At 60.9% G+C, this 19,488-nt stretch carries 16 protein-coding genes; 11 read left to right on the forward strand and 5 right to left on the reverse strand.

Features of this window, described 5'->3' with window-relative positions:
* The first annotated feature begins 38 nt into the window (after positions 1-38).
* Positions 39-608 carry a gamma-glutamylcyclotransferase family protein gene (locus tag ARCT_RS0118100; protein ID WP_027241333.1) on the forward strand — a complete coding sequence of 190 codons (570 nt, stop codon included), beginning with the start codon at positions 39-41 and terminating at the stop codon, positions 606-608.
* 263 nt (positions 609-871) lie between these two features.
* Here ARCT_RS0118100 and gltX read toward each other — a convergent pair whose 3' ends face one another.
* On the reverse strand, positions 872-2,197 hold the full coding sequence (gene gltX / locus ARCT_RS0118105) for a glutamate--tRNA ligase (RefSeq protein ID WP_027241334.1): 1,326 nt from the start codon (positions 2,195-2,197) through the stop codon (positions 872-874).
* A gap of 347 nt (positions 2,198-2,544) precedes the next feature.
* On the opposite strand from gltX, the gene ARCT_RS0118115 reads away from it, so the two are divergent.
* The gene (locus ARCT_RS0118115) at positions 2,545-3,483 is read left to right on the forward strand and encodes an MBL fold metallo-hydrolase (protein WP_027241336.1); all 939 of its coding nucleotides are present in this window, start codon (positions 2,545-2,547) and stop codon (positions 3,481-3,483) included.
* 82 nt (positions 3,484-3,565) lie between these two features.
* On the opposite strand, the gene ARCT_RS0118120 is transcribed toward ARCT_RS0118115, so the two are convergent.
* The gene (locus ARCT_RS0118120) at positions 3,566-4,876 is read right to left on the reverse strand and encodes an NAD(P)/FAD-dependent oxidoreductase (protein ID WP_027241337.1); all 1,311 of its coding nucleotides are present in this window, start codon (positions 4,874-4,876) and stop codon (positions 3,566-3,568) included.
* A 195-nt stretch (positions 4,877-5,071) separates the two neighbouring features.
* Positions 5,072-6,730 carry an NAD+ synthase gene (locus tag ARCT_RS0118125; protein WP_027241338.1) on the reverse strand — a complete coding sequence of 553 codons (1,659 nt, stop codon included), beginning with the start codon at positions 6,728-6,730 and terminating at the stop codon, positions 5,072-5,074.
* A 194-nt stretch (positions 6,731-6,924) separates the two neighbouring features.
* Here ARCT_RS0118125 and ARCT_RS0118130 point away from each other — a divergent pair, with 194 nt between their 5' ends.
* Positions 6,925-8,439: an MORN repeat-containing protein gene (locus tag ARCT_RS0118130; protein WP_027241339.1), complete on the forward strand. Its 1,515-nt coding sequence runs from the start codon at positions 6,925-6,927 to the stop codon at positions 8,437-8,439.
* A gap of 325 nt (positions 8,440-8,764) precedes the next feature.
* Positions 8,765-10,339, forward strand: coding sequence for a 2-isopropylmalate synthase (locus ARCT_RS0118135; protein ID WP_027241340.1), 1,575 nt, complete (start codon positions 8,765-8,767; stop codon positions 10,337-10,339).
* A gap of 98 nt (positions 10,340-10,437) precedes the next feature.
* On the opposite strand, the gene ARCT_RS0118140 is transcribed toward ARCT_RS0118135, so the two are convergent.
* A complete protein-coding gene (locus tag ARCT_RS0118140) occupies positions 10,438-11,226 on the reverse strand; it encodes a 23S rRNA (adenine(2030)-N(6))-methyltransferase RlmJ (RefSeq protein ID WP_027241341.1) in 789 nt (262 codons plus the stop codon).
* A gap of 270 nt (positions 11,227-11,496) precedes the next feature.
* On the opposite strand from ARCT_RS0118140, the gene ARCT_RS0118145 reads away from it, so the two are divergent.
* From ARCT_RS0118145 to rodA, 5 genes are all read left to right on the forward strand, one after another.
* A complete protein-coding gene (locus ARCT_RS0118145) occupies positions 11,497-12,546 on the forward strand; it encodes a rod shape-determining protein (RefSeq protein ID WP_009809486.1) in 1,050 nt (349 codons plus the stop codon).
* Between the two features lie 62 nt (positions 12,547-12,608).
* Entirely contained in the window at positions 12,609-13,598 is a 990-nt protein-coding gene (mreC, locus tag ARCT_RS26480) for a rod shape-determining protein MreC (protein ID WP_036785128.1), read from the forward strand.
* Complete coding sequence (locus tag ARCT_RS0118155; protein ID WP_027241342.1) at positions 13,591-14,130, forward strand: hypothetical protein; 540 nt, start codon at positions 13,591-13,593, stop codon at positions 14,128-14,130. The genes mreC and ARCT_RS0118155 overlap by 8 nt, the downstream gene beginning before the upstream one ends.
* On the forward strand, positions 14,127-16,073 hold the full coding sequence (gene mrdA / locus ARCT_RS0118160) for a penicillin-binding protein 2 (RefSeq protein WP_027241343.1): 1,947 nt from the start codon (positions 14,127-14,129) through the stop codon (positions 16,071-16,073). The genes ARCT_RS0118155 and mrdA overlap by 4 nt, the downstream gene beginning before the upstream one ends.
* Positions 16,070-17,209, forward strand: a complete 1,140-nt coding sequence (gene rodA / locus ARCT_RS0118165) for a rod shape-determining protein RodA (protein WP_027241344.1) — start codon at positions 16,070-16,072, stop codon at positions 17,207-17,209. Before mrdA ends, rodA begins: the two co-directional genes overlap by 4 nt.
* On the opposite strand, the gene ARCT_RS0118170 is transcribed toward rodA, so the two are convergent.
* Positions 17,194-18,063: a LysR family transcriptional regulator gene (locus ARCT_RS0118170; protein ID WP_027241345.1), complete on the reverse strand. Its 870-nt coding sequence runs from the start codon at positions 18,061-18,063 to the stop codon at positions 17,194-17,196. The genes rodA and ARCT_RS0118170 overlap by 16 nt on opposite strands.
* A 91-nt stretch (positions 18,064-18,154) precedes the next feature.
* On the opposite strand from ARCT_RS0118170, the gene ARCT_RS0118175 reads away from it, so the two are divergent.
* Both ARCT_RS0118175 and ARCT_RS0118180 read left to right on the forward strand, forming a co-directional pair.
* Entirely contained in the window at positions 18,155-18,565 is a 411-nt protein-coding gene (locus ARCT_RS0118175; RefSeq protein ID WP_027241346.1) for a VOC family protein, read from the forward strand.
* Complete coding sequence (locus ARCT_RS0118180; RefSeq protein ID WP_027241347.1) at positions 18,562-19,488, forward strand: 2-hydroxyacid dehydrogenase; 927 nt, start codon at positions 18,562-18,564, stop codon at positions 19,486-19,488. Before ARCT_RS0118175 ends, ARCT_RS0118180 begins: the two co-directional genes overlap by 4 nt.

Here is a 19,488-nt window from a genome sequence, read left to right on the forward strand (position 1 = left end):
ATCAATTGGCCCGGCTTCAAAAATGGAATACCGATTAAATGACGCCCCTTCCTCCTTATTTCTTTGGCTATGGCAGCCTGGTAAACACCGCCACCCACGACTACCTGGATCCGCAGCCCGCACGGCTGAGCGGCTGGCGGCGCAGATGGTGCCATACCGCCCTGCGCGATGTGGCCTTTCTCACCGTCGAGCCCGCCCCGGAGGTTGAGATCGACGGGGTGATCGCCGCCGTGCCAAATGCCGACTGGCAGGCGCTGGACGCGCGCGAGTTTGCCTATGACCGCCTGCCCGCAGATCACCAGATCCGTCACTCCCTCCCAGATCACACCGAGATTTCCCTCTATGCGGTACCGCCAGAGGCGCAGACCCAGGGTAGCGATCGCCACCCCATCTTGCTGAGCTACCTTGATGTGGTGGTGCAGGGCCATCTACAGGTCTTTGGCGCCGCGGGCGTGGAGGCGTTTTTTGCCAGCACCAGGGGCTGGGAGGCGCCAATCCTGAACGACCGACAGCAGCCACGCTATCCCCGCCATCAGGTCTTGTCAGCCAGCGAGCAGCAGCTGGTCGACCACCATCTGTCCCAGCTGAACCTCCAGATCCTGAGCTAATCTTTTTTACCCGGCGCCCCAAGGTCCCCCAGCGGGCAAAGACCTGCGCTGCCATCGGCGCCGGGCGCCGCGCCGGGCAACGCCCGGCGCCCGGCCCAACTGTGTCGTCCCATTCTTTGAATGGGGCTGAACAGGCGGGAGCCCCCCCTTTATCCGCAACACGCTTGACAAAAAGGCGACCCCGCTCAGGGCCGCCTTTTGTTTCTTTGGCTATCGCCAGCCAGTCAGTTCGTTGGGTAGTGAGTTGGTTAATTCGTCGCGAGTTAGCCGCGCGCCTGCACAACCGACATCAGCGCCAAAAGCGCGCTCATGTCAGGCCCGCGTTCGCGCCCTGTGACCGCCTTGCGCAGCGGCATGAACAACCCCTTGCCCTTGCGGCCGGTGGCCTCTTTTACAGCCGTGGTCCAGCTCTTCCAGCTCTCACTATCATAGGGCCCTTCCGGCAGCAGTTTCATCGCCTCTGCGATGAACTCCGCGTCCTCCTCCGCGATCATTGGCGCGGCACCGTTTTCACACAGCTCCCACCAGCCCTGCAGATCTTTCAGCGTGGTGATGTTTTCCTTGGCCATCGCCCAAAAGGCCTCCTGCTTATGCGCAGGGACACCCAGCGCCTCCACATGCGGCTTTACCTGTTCCAGCGCCAGCGACTGCAAATAGCGCGCGGTCAGCGGATACAGATCATCGACATCAAACTTGGTTGGCGCCGAGCCAAAGCGGTTGATGTCAAAGCCCTCAATCAGCTCCGCCATTTCTGCGCGCACTTCAACCGGATCCGAAGATCCCAGCCGGGCCATCAGGCTCAGCAGCGCCATCGGCTGCACGCCGGCCTCGCGCAGATCGCGCAGCGCCAGGGTGCCAAGGCGTTTGGACAGCGCTTCGCCCTGCGGGCCGGTCAACAGCGAGTGATGGGCAAATTCGGGCACCGCGCCGCCCAGAGCCTTGATGATCTGGATCTGGGTGGCCGTATTGGTCACATGGTCCGATCCGCGCACCACATGGGTGACGCCCATCTCGGTGTCATCTACCACCGATGCCAGGGTATAAAGGAACTGTCCATCGCCACGGATCAGCACCGGATCGGAAACGGACGCGGCATCAATCGAGATATCGCCCAGCACGCCGTCTTTCCACTCGATGCGCTCTTGATCCAGCTTGAAACGCCACACGCCATCGCCGCGTTCCGCGCGCAGGGCAGCTTTTTCATCCTCTGACAGCGCCAGGGCCGCCCGGTCATAGACTGGTGGCTTGCCCATATTGAGCTGTTTCTTGCGCTTCAGGTCCAGCTCGGTCGGGGTTTCAAAAGCCTCATAAAACCGGCCAATAGAGCGCAGCTCATCGGCGGCAGCGACATAGCGCTCCAGCCGCTCGGACTGGCGCTCAACCCGGTCCCAGGTCAGGCCTAGCCATTCCAGGTCCTGTTTGATCGCATCGACATATTCTTCCTTCGAGCGCTCAGGATCGGTGTCATCAATACGCAGAATGAATTCTCCGCCTGCCTTGCGGGCAATCAGAAAATTCATCAGCGCGGTGCGCAGATTGCCGACATGGATATATCCAGTGGGCGACGGGGCAAAACGAGTGGTTGTCATCAGATATCTCCTGTTGCCCTGCCCATCTCACATGGGGCCGGCTTTGTCCAGTTTTCGCAGCATCCCCCGCAACATCCCCTGCCACATCCCCCATGACATCCCCTGTGACATCTCCGGCCCGGCAATCGCCTGAAACACAGGCCAGACCCAGGCACCTGCCAGACACAGGCACCTGCCAAACAATGGCACACAGTTGCGTGAAAGGGGCCGCATGCCTCTTTGATTTATGCCATGCCGCGCTAGTCTAACAGCCGACGATCAAGACGCAGGCCTTGCAAGCGACCTTTTGAAAACGCCGCGACAGGCGAAACCCAATCCTTCGCCGCCCATCCCAGAGAGGACTACCAATGACCGTGAAATTCACCCGCCGCACAGCCCTAACCGCCGCAGCTGCCCTGCCCTTTGCGGCCACCGCGCGCAGCGCCAGTGCAAGTACCAGTGCCGAAATGGCCAAAGCCCCCGCGTCCCATACGCGCAGCTTCAAACTTGGCGACTTTACGCTGACCACACTGCTGGATGGCAGCCGGCCCGTTGGCGACGCCAAGGCCATTTTTGGCGGTGGCGCAAGCGAAGCTGAATTTGCCGCCACCTCGGCGCAGAACTTCATTCCCGCCGATATGGCGCAGTTCTTCTTTACCCCCACACTTGTTGACACCGGCCAAGAGAAAATCCTGTTTGATACCGGCCTGGGCCAAGGCGGCATTCAGACAGCCCTGGCCGAAGTGGGCCTGACCCCGCAGGATATCGACGTGGTCGTGCTCACCCATATGCACCCCGACCATATCGGCGGCCTGACCACGGCGGGGGCGGAAACCTTTGCCAAGGCCCGCTATATCACCGGTCGCCAGGAGTTTGATTTCTGGAGCAAACAGGAGGACGGCAACCGTATCGGCGATCTGATGGCCCAAAAGCTGACGCCATTTGCCGAAAAGCTCTCGTTTCTGGAGGATGGCGGTTCAGTGGCCTCGGGGATCAGCGCCACGGCCAGCTTTGGCCATACCCCCGGCCATATGGGCTACCTGCTGGACAGCGGCGGGAAGCAGCTGATGCTGACCGCCGATCTGGCCAATCACTATGTCTGGTCCTTTGCCCATCCGGACTGGGAGGTGAAGTTCGACATGGACAAAGAGGCCGCAACCGGCGCGCGCCGGAAGATCCTCGATATGCTGGCCAGCACCCGCACACCAATGATTGGCTACCACATGCCCTTCCCGGCGGCCGGCTATGTGGAAACACGCGGCTCCGGTTTCCGCTTTGTGCCCGTCAGCTATCAGATGATGGGCTGAGCCCGACCAAAACCAACATAAAACCAAAGGAGCTGCCTGAAGATCACCTTGGCAGCTCCGGGGCTACTTTGCAGTTCCTGGGTTACTTTTTCCAGAACCGCGACAGGCGGAATTCATAAGGGTCCACCACCGGGGTATCGCCGGTGACCAGATCCGCTGTCAGACGTCCCGCCGCCGGACCGATGCCAAAGCCATGGCCGCTGTATCCGGTGGAGACAAACAACCCGGGCAGATCATCCACCTGCGAAATCACCGGCACCGCATCCGGGGTGACATCAATCAACCCGCCCCAGCTCTGCACCACATCAGCGCCCTGCAACACCGGAAAGGCCTTTTGTGCCGCCTCCCAGCCCTGTTTGATCGCCTTTTGCGACGGAGCCGGGTCGAGAATTCGGTTTTTTTCAAACGGGGTGGTCTGCTGCGGCGACCAGGAGCGGTCCTGCGCAGCCTCTTGCCACCAGCGACCCGACCCGGTGAGACGCAGCTGAAGCGAGCGCCATTCCTGCAGATAGCTGGGCAGGAATTTCAGCCCCAGCCGCAGCGTGTCGGGGACGATATCGACGATATTCTCGGTGCCATTGGCAATGGTATAGCCGCCATCCAACCGCTTGCGCAGCGAGAAGCCATTGCACCAGACCGCGGTTTCCGGCCCATCCTGAACCGCCGAGGTGCGCAGGACAGAATTCAACACTTTCAGCTGCGGCAGCGAGACCCCGGCATTGCCCAGAAACAGCCGCGACCAGGCGCCACCTGCCACAACCACGGCCGAACAGGCCACCCGGCCGCGTTCCGTGACCACGCCGCTGATCCGCCCGGCTTCGGTGTCAACCGCGCGCACCGCGCATTCGGTCATCACCCTGGCACCCGCGGCCTGTGCCGCCCGCGCGATGGCATGGGTTGCCAGTTGTGGCTCGGCCCGACCATCAAGAGGGGTGTAATACCCGGAAATCACCTTGCCCTGATAGCCCGGCATCACCTGCTTCAAAAAATCTCCGCGCAGCATTTGCCCCGGCAGATCCAGCGCCGCCAGATTGGGCGCCCAGCTTTCCAGCTTGGCCTCTTCGCGGCCGCGCTCTGCGGTGTATAAAATACCGGAGCGCTGATAGCCGGTGGGATGGCCGGTGCGCGCCTCCAGCCCCTCCCACAGACGCATGGACTCTGCCATCAGTGGCAGTTCACGCGGGTCACGCTGCGAAATTCGCACCCAGCCCCAATTGCGTGAACTCTGCTCGCCCGCGATCTGTCCTTTTTCGCACAGCAACACGGAAAACCCGCGCTCTGCCAGCTCAAGTGCCGTTGAGGCGCCAATAATTCCGCCACCAACAACAACCGCGTCAACGCGTTTGGGCAGAGCAAGATCGGCTTGGAAATGGGGCAGCTTAGGTCCAGGCATGAGATGGTCTATGCCGCGCTGCTGGCATTTGGTCCAGAGGACAAAACAGCCCTCCATCGGGCAGGGAACAAAATGTGATTTTTCGGACGCATGCTTGGTTTTCTCGGGGTAAGGCTATTGGTTTAAATCATTTGAAATCAGGCGGATTACGGCATCAAAGCACCAAAATGACACCGCTTGATCTCAATATAATAGTTAAGAAGAATCACGAAAACGATTGACAATAGGATAGCGACGATCAAGCCAGAATGCCCGTGGAGACAGCCGCGCGCCGGGGGCGGATTGGTAGCGTTTATATTCACTGATATAAATCAGGTGCTCAACCCGCTTGACTGTTTCGCGCGCGAAACCTTTGGCCACACAATCCGCGATCGAGCCCTCCTGATCGACCAGAATATCCAGAATGGCATCCAGCTCGGGGTAGTCCGGCAGGCTGTCGCTGTCTTTCTGGTCGTCCCGCAGCTCGGCTGAGGGCGGCTTGTCGATCACATTGGGGCGAATGACCTCTCCCGCCGGGCCCATCATCCAGGGACGGTGATTGGCATTGCGCCAGCGGCAGGTCTCAAACACGCGGGTTTTATAGAGATCCTTGATCGGGTTGTAGCCACCGTTCATGTCGCCATAAATTGTCGCATACCCAACGGCCACTTCGGATTTATTGCCGGTGGTGAGCAGCATCTCGCCAAACTTGTTCGACATCGCCATCAACAACAGCCCGCGCAGGCGGGACTGGATGTTTTCCTCGGTGACGTCTTCGTCACGCCCGGCAAACAGCGGCGCCAGCGTGTTTGAGATGGCACTGCGGCCTTCGGCGATGGGCACATAGTCGTAATGCACCCCCAGAGCTTTGGCGACGGCCTCGGCGTCGTCCAGCGATTCCCGGCTGGTGTATTCAGATGGCAGCATCACACAGCGGACATTTTCGGCGCCAATCGCATCCACGGCAATGGCGGCAACAATGGCGGAATCCACCCCGCCCGACAGCCCCAACAGTGCCTTTTTGAACCCGGTCTTGCCCATGTAGTCGCGCAAGGATTCGACCATGGTGCGATAGTCCTGCTCCCATTCGTCAGGCAGATGAGCCTTGTCGCCCTCAACCGCGCGCCAGCCGTCGGGGGTGCGCTGCAGATCCAGCTGGGTAATTGCCTCGTCAAACACCGGCATTTGCAGCGCCAAAGCCCCGTTTGGGTTCAACACAAAGGTGCCGCCATCAAACACCTGATCATCCTGACCGCCCACCAGGTTGAGGTAGATAACCGGCAGGCCGGTCTCCACCGCGCGGGCCACCATGTGATTCTGCCGCACTTCCATCTTGTTGCGATAATAGGGCGAGCCATTGGGAATCAGCAGGAACTCAGCACCGGTCTCTTCCAGGGTTTCCGCCACGTCCTCGTGCCAGCCATCTTCGCAGATGGGTGAGCCGATCCGGGTATCTCCAACCGCATAGGGACCACCCAGCGGCCCCACATCAAAGATCCGCACCTCGTCAAAGACGGTTTCATTGGGCAGGTGATGTTTCAGACACTGCGAAGCAATCTTGCCATCCTTGAGGATCAAATAGGCATTATATAGCTTATCCCCGTCGACCCAGGGGCAACCAATTGCCAGCGCCGGACCATCGGCGCAGTCCTGCGCCAGCTGTTCGGCCGCCGCTATGGCCGCCTGATAGAACACCGGCTTCATCACCAGGTCCTGGGTGTTATAGCCGGTCAGGAACATCTCCGGCAGCGCCACCAGATCCGCCCCGGCCTTGCGCCCCTCAGCCCAGGCTTCACGCGCCTTTGCAGCATTGCCCGCAAGATCCCCAACGGTGGGGTTCAATTGCGCCAGTGTCACCCGGAAACGATCAGCCATCCTGCACAAGCCCTTTGCAAAACATGTTCCCAGTCGTTTATCAGATCGGGAGCCAAGGAAAAGGGGCGAGCGCAAAAGACATTGCGACATGCGGTTTGCTCGCTTAGTTTCCAAGCAAGTCGCCCACAAGTCACCCATTGGCAAAAGCAAATCCCGCGCTGGTCCAGACCGGCACAGGTTAGACAGAGGTTTTTATGACCGGTTATAGCAGAACGCTTGCGATACTTTCCTTTCTGACCCTGGCCAGCGCCGTCGGAAGCCCCGTCTGGGCCCAGGACGGCACGATCATCACCAGTGAGGACGAAATCGGCGGGGTCTATGAGGGCACCTTCCGCGGCGGCATGCAGCATGGCACCGGCACCTATCGCCTGCCCAATGGCTATGAATACTCTGGCGACTGGGTGGACGGAGAAATCCTCGGCCATGGCGTTGCGCGCTTCCCCAATGGCTCGGTCTATGAGGGCGAGTTCGTCAAGGGCAAACCCGAAGGTCTGGGCAAGATCACCCTCTCGGATGGTGGCACCTATGAGGGCGAATGGATGGCCGGCGTCATCAATGGCCAGGGGGTCGCCGTCTATGCCAATGGGGTGCGCTACGAGGGCAGCTTTGTCCAGGGGCATCATCAGGGCAGAGGCGTATTACAAATTCCCGGTGGCTATGTATATGACGGCGATTGGGTCGAAGGCCGCAAAGAGGGCAGTGCCACGATCACCTATCCCGATGGCGACAGCTATCAGGGTGATATCGTCAATGGCGAACTGCACGGCAAAGGCACCCTGCAGATGGCAGACGGGGTCCATTATGAGGGCGACTGGGCCAACAATCAGATGCATGGCATCGGGACACTCACCCAGCCCAACGGGGATATCTATACCGGCCCGCTGGATCAGGGACGACGTCAGGGGATCGGCACCCAGACCTATGCCAATGGCGACATCTACGAAGGCATGTTTCAGGATGATCTGCGCCATGGCACCGGTACCTTTACCAAGACCGACGGCTATACCTATACTGGCGACTGGCTGGCCGGCCAGATCGAGGGCAATGGCCGCGTCACTTATCCGGATGGCTCGGTCTATGTCGGACAGTTTCAGGACGACCTGTCCCATGGCACTGGCAAGATCACCTATCCGGATGGCTCCACCTATGAGGGCGACTGGATCGCCGGGGTGATCGAAGGCAATGGCACCGCGACCTATCCCAATGGTGTGACCTATACAGGGGCCTTCCAGAATGCCCGCATCCACGGCCAGGGCGTCATGACTGACACCAGCGGCTATCGTTATGAGGGCGGCTGGAAAGATGGCCAACGCCACGGCGAGGCCCGCGTCACCTATGCAGATGGCTCGATCTACAGCGGCAGCTTTGTGAACAGCCAGCGCCACGGCCAGGGCAAGATCGAAATGACCAGCGGCTTTATCTATGAAGGCGACTGGAGCGAAGGCAAAATCACCGGCTCAGGCACAGCCACCTATGCCAATGGCGACATCTACGTCGGCAGCTTTGTAAACGGCAAACGCCAGGGACCTGGCACCATGACCTATACCGGTGGCCAAACGGTCAGCGGCGACTGGGTCAATGGCGCGCCCCCAACAGCGGGTAGCGATGGGACCGCCACGGATACCGCACCTGACGCCGCGCCTGACACCGGGACAGATACCGCACCTGACACCGGGGCAGATACGGCGACGACACCTGCTGCCGATTGAAGGCAGATCGCAGGCCGGTCAAAGAATGACAGCTCTGGGGCAGCCACACCGGGTTGCCCCGCTTGGGCTGCAACTATTTGATGCAGGCTGCCACATTTCTCACTTTTCATTCACAATCAGCTCTGTATAAATCAGCTCATGACAGTTTGCGCAGATATCCCCATGACCAACGCCGCCCTGCGCGGTGTGTCTCTGCGCGCCCTACTACTGCTCCTAGTCCGCCTCTGAGCGTGCCTTTTGGCGCGTCCGCTCAGAGGAGAATGGATTACGCGTCAGAACACACCCCCAGAAATGGACTTTAGGACAGAGCTAGAAAGTTACCAAAATGACATATGTTATCAACAAAGGTCGCGTGCTGATCTTCGACACCACCCTGCGTGATGGCGAACAAAGCCCCGGCGCCACCATGACACATGACGAAAAGCTCGAGATTGCCGAGCTGCTCGATGACATGGGCGTCGACATCATCGAGGCCGGCTTTCCCATCGCCTCGGAAGGCGATTTCAAAGCGGTAAGCGAAATCTCTGAGCGGTCAAAGAATTCGGTGATCTGCGGGTTGGCCCGTGCCAATTTCAAAGATATCGACCGCTGCGCCGAAGCCGTGCGCAGCGCCGCGCGCCCGCGCATCCACACCTTTATCGGCACCTCGCCGCTGCACCGCGCCATTCCCAATCTCACCATGGATGAGATGGCCGAGAAAATCCACGAGACCGTCACCCATGCGCGCAACCTGGTGGACAATGTGCAGTGGTCGCCGATGGATGCCACCCGGACCGAGTGGGACTATCTGTGCCGGGTGATCGAGATCGCCATCAAGGCTGGTGCCACCACCATCAATATCCCCGACACCGTCGGCTATACGGCCCCCGCCGAAAGCGCCGATCTGATCAAACGCCTGATCGAGACCGTGCCTGGCGCTGATGAGGTGATCTTTGCCACCCATTGTCACAATGACCTTGGCATGGCGACGGCAAATTCGCTGGCCGCCGTGGCAGGTGGCGCACGTCAGATCGAATGCACCATCAATGGGCTTGGTGAGCGGGCCGGCAATACCGCGCTCGAAGAGGTGGTGATGGCGCTGAAGGTGCGCAATGACATCATGCCCTGGACAACCGGCGTCGATACCAAAAAGATCATGCATATCTCGCGGCGCGTTGCCACTGTTTCGGGGTTCAACGTGCAGTTCAACAAGGCCATCGTCGGCAAGAACGCCTTTGCCCATGAAAGCGGCATCCACCAGGATGGCATGCTCAAGAACAAAGAAACCTTTGAAATCATGCGCCCCGAAGATGTGGGCCTGTCCGGCACTTCGCTGCCGCTTGGCAAACACTCGGGCCGGGCAGCCCTGCGCGACAAGCTCAACACTCTCGGGTTTGAAGTTGGCGACAACCAGCTGAAAGACCTGTTTGTGCGCTTCAAAGAGCTGGCCGACCGCAAGAAGGAAGTCTTTGACGACGATATCATCGCGCTCATGCGGTCTGGCGAGAATGCCGAAAGCGACCATCTGCAACTGGTCTCGATGAAGGTTGTCTGCGGCACTGGCGGCCCGGCAGAGGCAACGGTGGAAATGGAGATCGACGGCGAAGACCTGACCGCAGTGGAAAGCGGCGACGGTCCGGTGGATGCCTCGTTCAAGGCGATTCGCAAGCTCTATCCAAACACCGCCCGTCTGCAGCTGTATCAGGTGAATGCGGTGACCGAAGGCACGGATGCCCAGGCCACGGTGTCGGTCCGGCTGGAAGAGGACGGCATCATCGCCACCGGCGAGAGCGCCAATACCGATACGGTTGTGGCGTCGGCCAAGGCCTATATCAACGCGCTGAACCGGGTGATCGTGCGCCGCGGCAAAGTTGGCGAAGGCGTCGACACCCGCGAGATCTCATACAAAGACGTCACCTAATAAGGCGAGATCTTTTGACATCGTGCGCCGCACAGCAATGTGGCGCACGATGTATGGTTTTCTGAACGATACCTGAACAAGTATTAGCGCGCGCCAGCTTAGCGCAGCGCCGCAAAAAGCGCGTCCAGGCGGGCGCATTCGGCCTCGGTGCCGAAGGGTGTATTGACCACAAACATGCCAGAGCCAATCATCCGGTGCCCTTCGCGCGCCGGTGGAAACCGCACCTCGTGGCGCAGGGCGCCGGGCAGATTTTGATTTTCCAGCGCCCGCAGCATGGGTCCATGGGCGCCATCCTTCAGGATCGGATACCACAGGGCAATAATGCCGACGTTCCATTTGCGATGCAGATTGGCGATGATGCCGGGGATGCGGCCATAGTCGCTTTTGATTTCATAGCTTGGATCAATCAACAACACACCGCGCCGGGGGGTGGGTGGCGCCAGCGACTGCGCCAGTTCAAACCCATCCTGCAGATGCACCCTGGCCCGCCCCCGTGGCAGCGCCTGACGCAGGGCCTCGTGCTCGCCGGGATGCAGCTCGGCAAAATGCAGGCTGTCCTGAGGGCGCAGCAAGGTCGAGGCAATCAGCGGGGAGCCGGGATAGGCCATATCGCCATGCGCCGCCTGACAGGCCGCCAGCGCCCGGCGCAGCGGATGCTCGGCTGGCAACAACCCATCGCTCAGAATGCGATCAATGCCCGCTGCCGCCTCACCGGTTTTGACCGCCTCTGGCGCGTCCAGATGGTACAGACCCCGCCCGGCGTGGGTCTCGATATAGCTGACCGGTTTGTCCTTGCGGGTGAGGTAGGACAGAATCATCGCAAGCAGCGCATGTTTCTGCACATCGGCCAGATTTCCGGCATGATAGATATGTTGATATGATAGCATATCACCGACTTTAGCGTGAATTTGCCCCATACGAAACCTCGAAAGAAACCCGGCACGATCTCGACCCCTGCCTGCCAGGCGGGATCTATCCCCGTCGCCCTGCCCCCGGCAAAGCACAAGCCCGATGCCCAGAATATCGCCTGGGCCGGCGAAAAGGCGCTAGTTGACCGTAAAACGCCCTTTCGCGGCAGGGCTGCGCTGGTATAAGACCATGATCTGCGACCCTCGCAGAGTCGCCCCACGCTGCAGTTCAATAGGATCATATTTTATATGGCGCTTTTCGGAAATCTTGGCGGTTTGTTCACCACGGACATGGCTATCGACCTCGGCACCGCAAATACGCTGGTCTATGTCAAAGGCCGCGGCGTGATCCTCTCGGAACCCTCTGTGGTGGCCTATCACATCAAAGACGGCGTCAAAAAGGTACTGGCGGTTGGCGAAGACGCCAAGCTGATGCTGGGCCGGACCCCCGGCAGCATCCAGGCGATCCGCCCCATGCGCGAAGGGGTGATTGCCGATTTTGACACTGCCGAAGAAATGATCAAACATTTCATTCGCAAGGTGCACAAACGCTCGCCGTTCTCCCGCAAGCCAAAGATCATCGTCTGTGTGCCCCACGGCGCCACCCCGGTTGAGAAACGCGCCATTCGCACCTCGGTGCTGTCGGCTGGTGCCGGACGCGCCGGCCTGATCGCCGAACCGATTGCCGCCGCCATTGGCGCTGGCATGCCGATCACCGACCCGACCGGCAACATGGTTGTTGATATCGGCGGCGGCACAACCGAGGTTGCGGTTCTGTCGCTGGGCGATATCGTCTACGCCCGCTCGGTGCGTGTGGGCGGTGACCGCATGGACGAAGCCATCATCTCTTACCTGCGCCGCCAGCAAAACCTGCTGATCGGTGAGGCCACCGCCGAACGGATCAAGACCTCTATCGGCACCGCCCGGATGCCCGACGATGGCCGTGGTCAGTCGATGCAGATCCGGGGGCGCGACCTGCTGAACGGCGTGCCAAAAGAAATCGAAATCAGCCAGGCCCAGGTCGCCGAGGCCCTGGCCGAACCGGTGCAGCAGATCTGCGAAGCGGTGATGACTGCGCTGGAAACAACACCGCCGGATCTGGCGGCTGACATCGTGGACCGGGGCGTCATGCTGACCGGTGGTGGCGCGCTGCTGGGGGATCTGGATCTCGCCCTGCGCGAACAGACCGGGCTGGCCGTCTCGATTGCGGATGAATGTCTGAACTGTGTGGCACTTGGCACCGGCAAGGCGCTGGAGTTCGAAAAACAGCTGCGCCACGCCATCGACTACGACAGCTAAGCCATAACCTGCCCTGCCCCCGCTGAAGCAGGGGGCAGTGACAGGTGTCGGAAAGGAGCCCCTTGGCCAAAGACCGCTCCCAGCGCGAAGACTATACAACCCCGCTGCGCCGCCTTCTGGTCGTAGTGGCCTGTCTCTGTCTGGCCGCGCTGTTTCTGGTCTGGCGGATCGACAGCCCAAGGGTGGAACGGTTTCGCGCACAGCTGATTGACGCGGTTGTGCCCAATATGGACTGGGCCATGGTGCCGGTCACTGGCGCCATCAACCTGTTCCGGGACTTCCAAAGCTACCAACGTCTGGCCGAGCAAAACCGCGAGCTGCGCTCGGAGCTGCGCCAGATGCGGGCCTGGAAAGAGGCCGCCCTGCAGCTGGAGCAGGAAAACGCCCGGTTGCTGGATCTGAACAATGTGCGGCTTGATCCAAAACTCACCTTCATTACCGGCGTGGTCATGGCTGACAGCGGCTCGCCGTTTCGCCAGTCGGTGATTTTGAACGTAGGCGCCCGCGACGGCATTCAGGATGGTTGGGCCACCATGGATGGCATCGGCCTGGTTGGGCGCATTTCCGGCACTGGCCGCAATACGGCCAGGGTGGTGCTGCTGACCGATGCGGCCAGCGCCGTTCCGGTCACCATCCAGCCCTCGGGACAGACAGCGCTGGTGACCGGCGACAACAGCACGGCGCCGCTGCTCACCTTTTTGGAAAACGCCGATCTGGTGCGCCCCGGCGACCGGGTAATCACCTCTGGTGATGGCGATGTCTTTCCTGCCGGTCTGCTTGTCGGGCAGGCAACGCTGGATCGCAGTGGCCGCATGCGGGTGCGGCTATCGGCAGACTATGAACGCCTGGAGTTCCTGCGGGTCCTGCGCCATCATGGCACCCAGGTCATCCGCGATCCCGGCGGGCTGATCGTCCCGGCCCCCGGCGCCAATACCCCCAGATCCCGTCCCGGCGATCTTGAACTGGGGACCGACACTCCTACCGACATTCCCACAGACATTCCCACCGACGGGGCCGCAGATCCCGCTGCAAGCGGAGCGGACAATGGCTGAGGTTACCCCAGGCAGAATTCATCTCATGCGGGTTGGGTTTGCAGCGCTTGCCTTTGTGATCATCTTCTTTCACCTGTTGCCCCTGAACACCCAGGTCCGCAACTGGGCGCCGCCGGATCTGATCATTTGCCTGGCCATGGCCTGGTCGCTGCGCCGTCCGGACTATGTGCCGGTGCTGCTTCTTATTCCGGTACTGCTGATGGCCGATCTGCTGTTTCAGCGCCCGCCCGGCCTGTTGACCCTGCTGGTGGTGCTGGGCTGCGAATTCCTGCGCTCGCGCTCTCAGCCGCAGCATGAAACCCCCTTTGTCGCGGAATGGCTCTCGGTTGCCCTAGTGATCACTGTCATCACCTTGCTGAACCGCCTGACCCTGTCCGTCTTTGCCATTCCCCGCACCCCGCTGAGCTTGTCTGGGATCGAAATGTTTGCAACAATTGCCGCCTACCCGCTGGTGGTGCTGGTCAGTCAAAGCCTTTTGGGCGTCCGCAAACTCTCAGCCGCCGAAGCCGAAATTCTGGAAGCCCGTAAATGAGACGCTCTCCCAAAGATCAGGAAGGCGCCCACCGCAAGCTGAGCCGCCGTGCTTTGCTGTTGGGGGGGATGCAACTCGGGCTTGTTGGTACGCTTGCGGCGCGCATGCGCTATTTGCAGATCGACCAGGCGGATCAGTTTCGCCTGCTGGCCGAAGAGAACCGCATCAATATTCGCCTGCTGGCACCAGCCCGCGGCGAGATTTTTGATCGCAACGGTCGGGTGCTGGCGCATAATTCGCCCTCCTACCGGATCATCATCGTCCCCGAAGATGCCGGCGACGTTGAGCAGGTCATCGCCAAACTCTCCGATCTGATCACCCTGCCGCCAGAGGAAATCGAGCGCGCCCTTGCTGAAATACGCCGTGGCCGTCCCTTCTTGCCGATTACCCTGGCCGATCAGCTGAACTGGGAAGACATCTCCAAGGTCGCGGTGAATGCCCCTGCCCTGCCTGGGATCACGCCCGAAGTGGGGTTGACCCGGATCTATCCGCAGCTTGATGATTTTGCCCATGTGGTTGGCTATGTGGGTCCGGTGTCGGACTATGATCTCAGCAAACTGGAAGCGCCTGATCCAATCCTGCGCATTCCGCGATTTCAGATCGGCAAGGTCGGGTTTGAGGCCAAGCGCGAAGATATGCTGCGCGGCACTGCCGGGACCAAACGTATCGAGGTCAACGCCGGTGGCCGGGTGATGCGCGAGCTGGACCGCAAAGAAGGTCAGGCCGGGGCCGATATGCAACTGGCGGTGGACGCCGACCTGCAGAACTATACCCAGGCAAGACTGAACAATGAAAGCGCCGCCGTGGTGGTGATGGACTGTGAAAACGGCGATCTGCGGGCCATTGCCTCGGCGCCGAGTTTTGACCCCAACCAGTTTGTGCGCGGCATCTCGGTGGCCGACTACCGCATGCTGACCGACGATCCCTACCGCCCATTGGCCAACAAGACTGTGCAGGGCACCTATCCGCCGGGCTCAACCTTCAAGATGGTGACCTCCCTCGCCGCCCTTGAGGAGGGGTTGATCGGGCCAGAGGACACCGTCTACTGCCCCGGTTACCTAGAGGTTTCCGGGCGCAGGTTCCACTGCTGGAAACGGGCTGGTCACGGCCATGTCGACCTCAACACCTCGCTCAAGCAATCCTGCGATGTCTATTATTACGACCTGGCGATCAAGGTCGGTATCGACAAGATCTCAGCCATGGCCAATCGGCTGGGGCTGGGGGTGCGTCACGATTTGCCAATGTCGGCGGTGGCCAGCGGGCTGGCCCCCAACCGCGACTGGAAATCGCGGGTGCGGGGACAGGAATGGCTGGTGGGCGATACCGTCAACGCCTCGATCGGCCAGGGCTTTATGCTGGCCTCGCCGCTGCAACTGGCGGTGATGACCGCCAGACTGGCCACCGGACGCAACCTGTCGCCCCGGCTGATCAAATCCATTGATGGCATCGAGCAGCCCTCGGGCGCGGGCGAAAGCCTTGGCCTGAATGAAAACAATCTGCGCATGGTTCGCCGCGGCATGTATTCGGTCAGCAATGACCGGCGCGGCACCGGCTACCGCTCGCGCATTATCGCCGAAGGCCTGCGCATGGCGGGCAAGAGCGGCACCAGCCAGGTGCGCAACATCACCGCAGCCGAGCGCGCCGCCGGGGTGATCCGCAACAAGGATCTGCCCTGGGAGCGCCGCGACCATGCGCTTTATGTCTGCTTTGCGCCCTTTGACGACCCCAAATTTGCGGTCTCGGTGATTGTCGAACATGGCGGTGGCGGCTCCACCGCCGCGGCCCCGATTGCCCGCGATGTCATGTTGCAGGCGCTTTATAACGGCACCCCACCGCTGGAGGCCTACCCCAAGGGTGACCGCAAGCGGATCAAGGCCCAGCAGGACAGGCTAGAGCGCGAACGTGCCAAACGCGCCGAAAACCCGGACAGTGACCGCGCATGAGCTATCTAGAACATAACGCCAAATCGACGCCTTCGGGCCTGCGCAAGATCCTCTATCTGAACTGGCCACTGACCCTCTTGCTCACCTCGGTGGCGGCGGTCGGTTTTTTGATGCTGTACTCGGTGGCGGGAGGCTCCTTTACCCCCTGGGCCGAACCGCAGTTCAAACGCTTTTTGCTTGGCATGAGCGTGATGCTGGTGGTGGCCATGGTGCCCATCTGGTTCTGGCGCAATATCTCGGTTCTGGCCTATCTGACATCGGTGGTGCTCCTTTTGGCCGTCGAGTTCTTTGGCACCGTCGGCATGGGGGCACAGCGCTGGATCGACCTTGGCTTTATGCGGTTGCAGCCCTCGGAGCTGATGAAGATCACCTTGGTGATGTTGCTGGCCGCCTATTACGACTGGCTGCCAGCAGAACGCAGTTCGCGCCCGGTCTGGGTCTTGGTCCCGGTGCTGATGATCCTGTTTCCCACATTTCTGGTGCTGCGCCAGCCTGACCTCGGGACCTCGATCCTGCTGATGGCAGCCGGCGGCGGAGTGATGTTTCTGGCCGGGGTGCACTGGGCCTATTTCACCGCCGTCATTGCCGCCGGTCTCGGCCTGGTGGCGGCCGTCTTTCAAAGCCGCGGCACCGACTGGCAGCTGCTGAAGAACTACCAGTATCTGCGCATCGACACCTTCCTTGACCCGTCACAAGACCCTCTTGGCGCCGGCTATCACATCACCCAGTCAAAAATCGCCCTGGGATCCGGTGGCTGGTCCGGGCGCGGCTATATGCAGGGCACCCAATCGCGGCTGAACTTCCTGCCGGAAAAACACACCGATTTCATCTTCACAACCCTGGCCGAAGAGTTTGGCTTTATCGGCGGGCTCACCCTGCTGAGCCTCTATGTGCTGATCATCGTGTTTTGTGTTGCCACCGCGCTGGCCGCCAAAGATCGCTTCTCCTCCTTGGTGAGCCTCGGCGTCGCCCTGACCTTCTTTTTGTTCTTTGCCGTCAACATGTCGATGGTCATGGGGCTGGCCCCGGTGGTTGGCGTGCCGCTGCCGCTGGTCTCTTATGGTGGCTCGGCGATGCTGGTCCTGCTGGCGGCCTTTGGTCTGGTGCAAAGCGCCAATATTCACCGCCCGCGCTGATCCCCCCCGGTGCCCTGCAGGATCTGCAGCACCAGCGTCAGCACCGGTCTGCGCCGATCCCGGCTCCAGCTCAGCAGGCCAATGTCGCGGTAAAGCCCCGGAATCGGGACAAATTCAGCGCCGCGGGCATAGCGGCGCAACGCCGCCCATCTGGGCAGCACCGCGCGCCCCAGCCCATCCTCCACCAGCATCGCGATGCTTTCCAAGGCGTCCATCTCCGCCAGGATCTTGGGGCTGTCGTGTTGCGCCACCAGCGCCTCCCAGCAGACAGCGCCGCCCCAGGCCTTCCGGCTGTACAGAATATACGGCAACGCCTCGACAGAGCCTTCGACAGCCGCCGCCTCGGGCAGCAGCCAGCCGATCTCCTGGCGCGCGACCGGGGTGAACTGCATCGCCTTGGGCAGGGGAAACCCGGGACGCACGATCACCGCCGCATCCAGCTTTTCTGCCTCGAACTCGGCAAACAAGGCGCTCGACGCACCCGGAGACAATTGCAGCTCAACCTGCGGTGCGGTGCGGCGCAGCCCGGCAACCAGCGCCCTGGCATGATCACCAATCACCGTGGAAATGGCCCCCAGTCGCAGCGGCCCCTCCAGCCCATCGCCATGCAACAACCCCTTCAGCGCCTGCTCGTCGCGCAGCAATTGCCGCAACCCCGGCAGCAGGGTGCGACACTCAGGCGTCGGCTGCATCACCCGCCCGGCCCGGACCAAAAGCGGCACACCCAAAAGCGCTTCCAATGCCGCGATCCGCTGCGCCACCGCCGAAGGCGTGATGCCCTCGACGCGGGCCGCCGCCGCCAATGAGCCCGCGTCTATGACCAGAACCAAGCTAGAGACAAATCTTAAATCCATGAGAAAAACTTATGTCTGAACACAGAAAAGCAAGCTAGGGCTTTCTTTTCTTTTCGCGTAGATCACAGGCACCCAATCAGGAGAGCGCAACATGAGCATCTTTCACCTCGCCTACCACGTAGATGATCTGGACAAGGCCCGCGCCTTTTACGGTGGCCTGCTGGGCTGCAGCGCGGGACGCAGCACCGAGACCTGGATCGATTTCAACTTCTTTGGCCACCAGATATCCCTGCATCTCGGCCCGGTCTTTGCCACCAGCAGGACCGGAAAAGTCGGGGATCATATGGTGCCGATGCCCCACCTTGGGGTGATCCTGCCGCAGGAGGATTGGCAATTGTTGGCAGATCATCTGATCGCAGCCGGGCTTGACTTCACCCTGGCACCAATGACACGTTTTGCCGGTGAGCCCGGCGAACAAAGCACCATGTTTTTCCATGACCCTGCGGGCAACCCAATTGAAATCAAAGGCTTCAAGGACATGTCCGGAGTATTTGCCACATGATCAAAGTCCAGTTTGCCGCCCGCCCCGAACGCTGGGAGACCTACCAGACCCCACTGGAAACCGCCTTTTCTCAGGCCGGTCTGCAGGTGGACCTGCGCCAGGATCACCCGGCGGCAGAGGTGGATTATGTGATCTATGCGCCCAATTCTGACCTGCAGGATTTCACCAGCTATACCGCCTGCAAGGCTGTGCTCAGCCTCTGGGCTGGGGTGGAGAAAATCACCGGCAACAAAACCCTCACCCAGCCGCTGTGCCGCATGGTGGACCCTGGCCTGACCGCTGGGATGGTAGAATGGGTCACAGGCCATGTCCTGCGCTACCACCTGGATCTCGACCACAGCCTGACAACACAAGACCGATGGGATCCTGTCGTGCCGCCCCTGGCGCAGGAACGCCCGGTCACCCTGCTGGGTCTTGGCGCGCTTGGCGCCGCCTGCGCCAGGGCTCTGGCACAGCTTGGCTTTCCGGTCACTGGCTGGTCACGCTCGGCCAAATCGCTCACCGGGATAACCTGTGAACATGGCATCGACGGGTTTCCCCGTGCCCTGCACCAGGCCCAGATCCTGGTGCTGCTGCTGCCGGATACGCCCGCAACAGACAACATACTCAATGCAGAATCCCTGGCCATGTTGCCCAAAGGCGCTCGGATCATCAATCCCGGCCGCGGCCCCTTGATCGACGACGCCGCCCTGCTGGCGGCCTTGCACAGCGGCCAGATCGCCCATGCCACCCTGGATGTCTTCCGCCAGGAGCCCCTCCCCATGGACCACCCCTTCTGGCCCCACCCACGGATCACGGTCACGCCCCATATCGCCGCAGAAACGCGCGCCCTGACAGCCGCACAGATGATTGCCAAAAACATCCAGCGCGGCGAAAGCGGCCTGCCCTTTCTCAATCAGGTCGATCGCCAACTCGGCTACTGA

The sequence above is a fragment of the Pseudophaeobacter arcticus DSM 23566 genome (genome assembly GCF_000473205.1).
Taxonomy (GTDB): Bacteria; Pseudomonadota; Alphaproteobacteria; order Rhodobacterales; family Rhodobacteraceae; genus Pseudophaeobacter; species Pseudophaeobacter arcticus.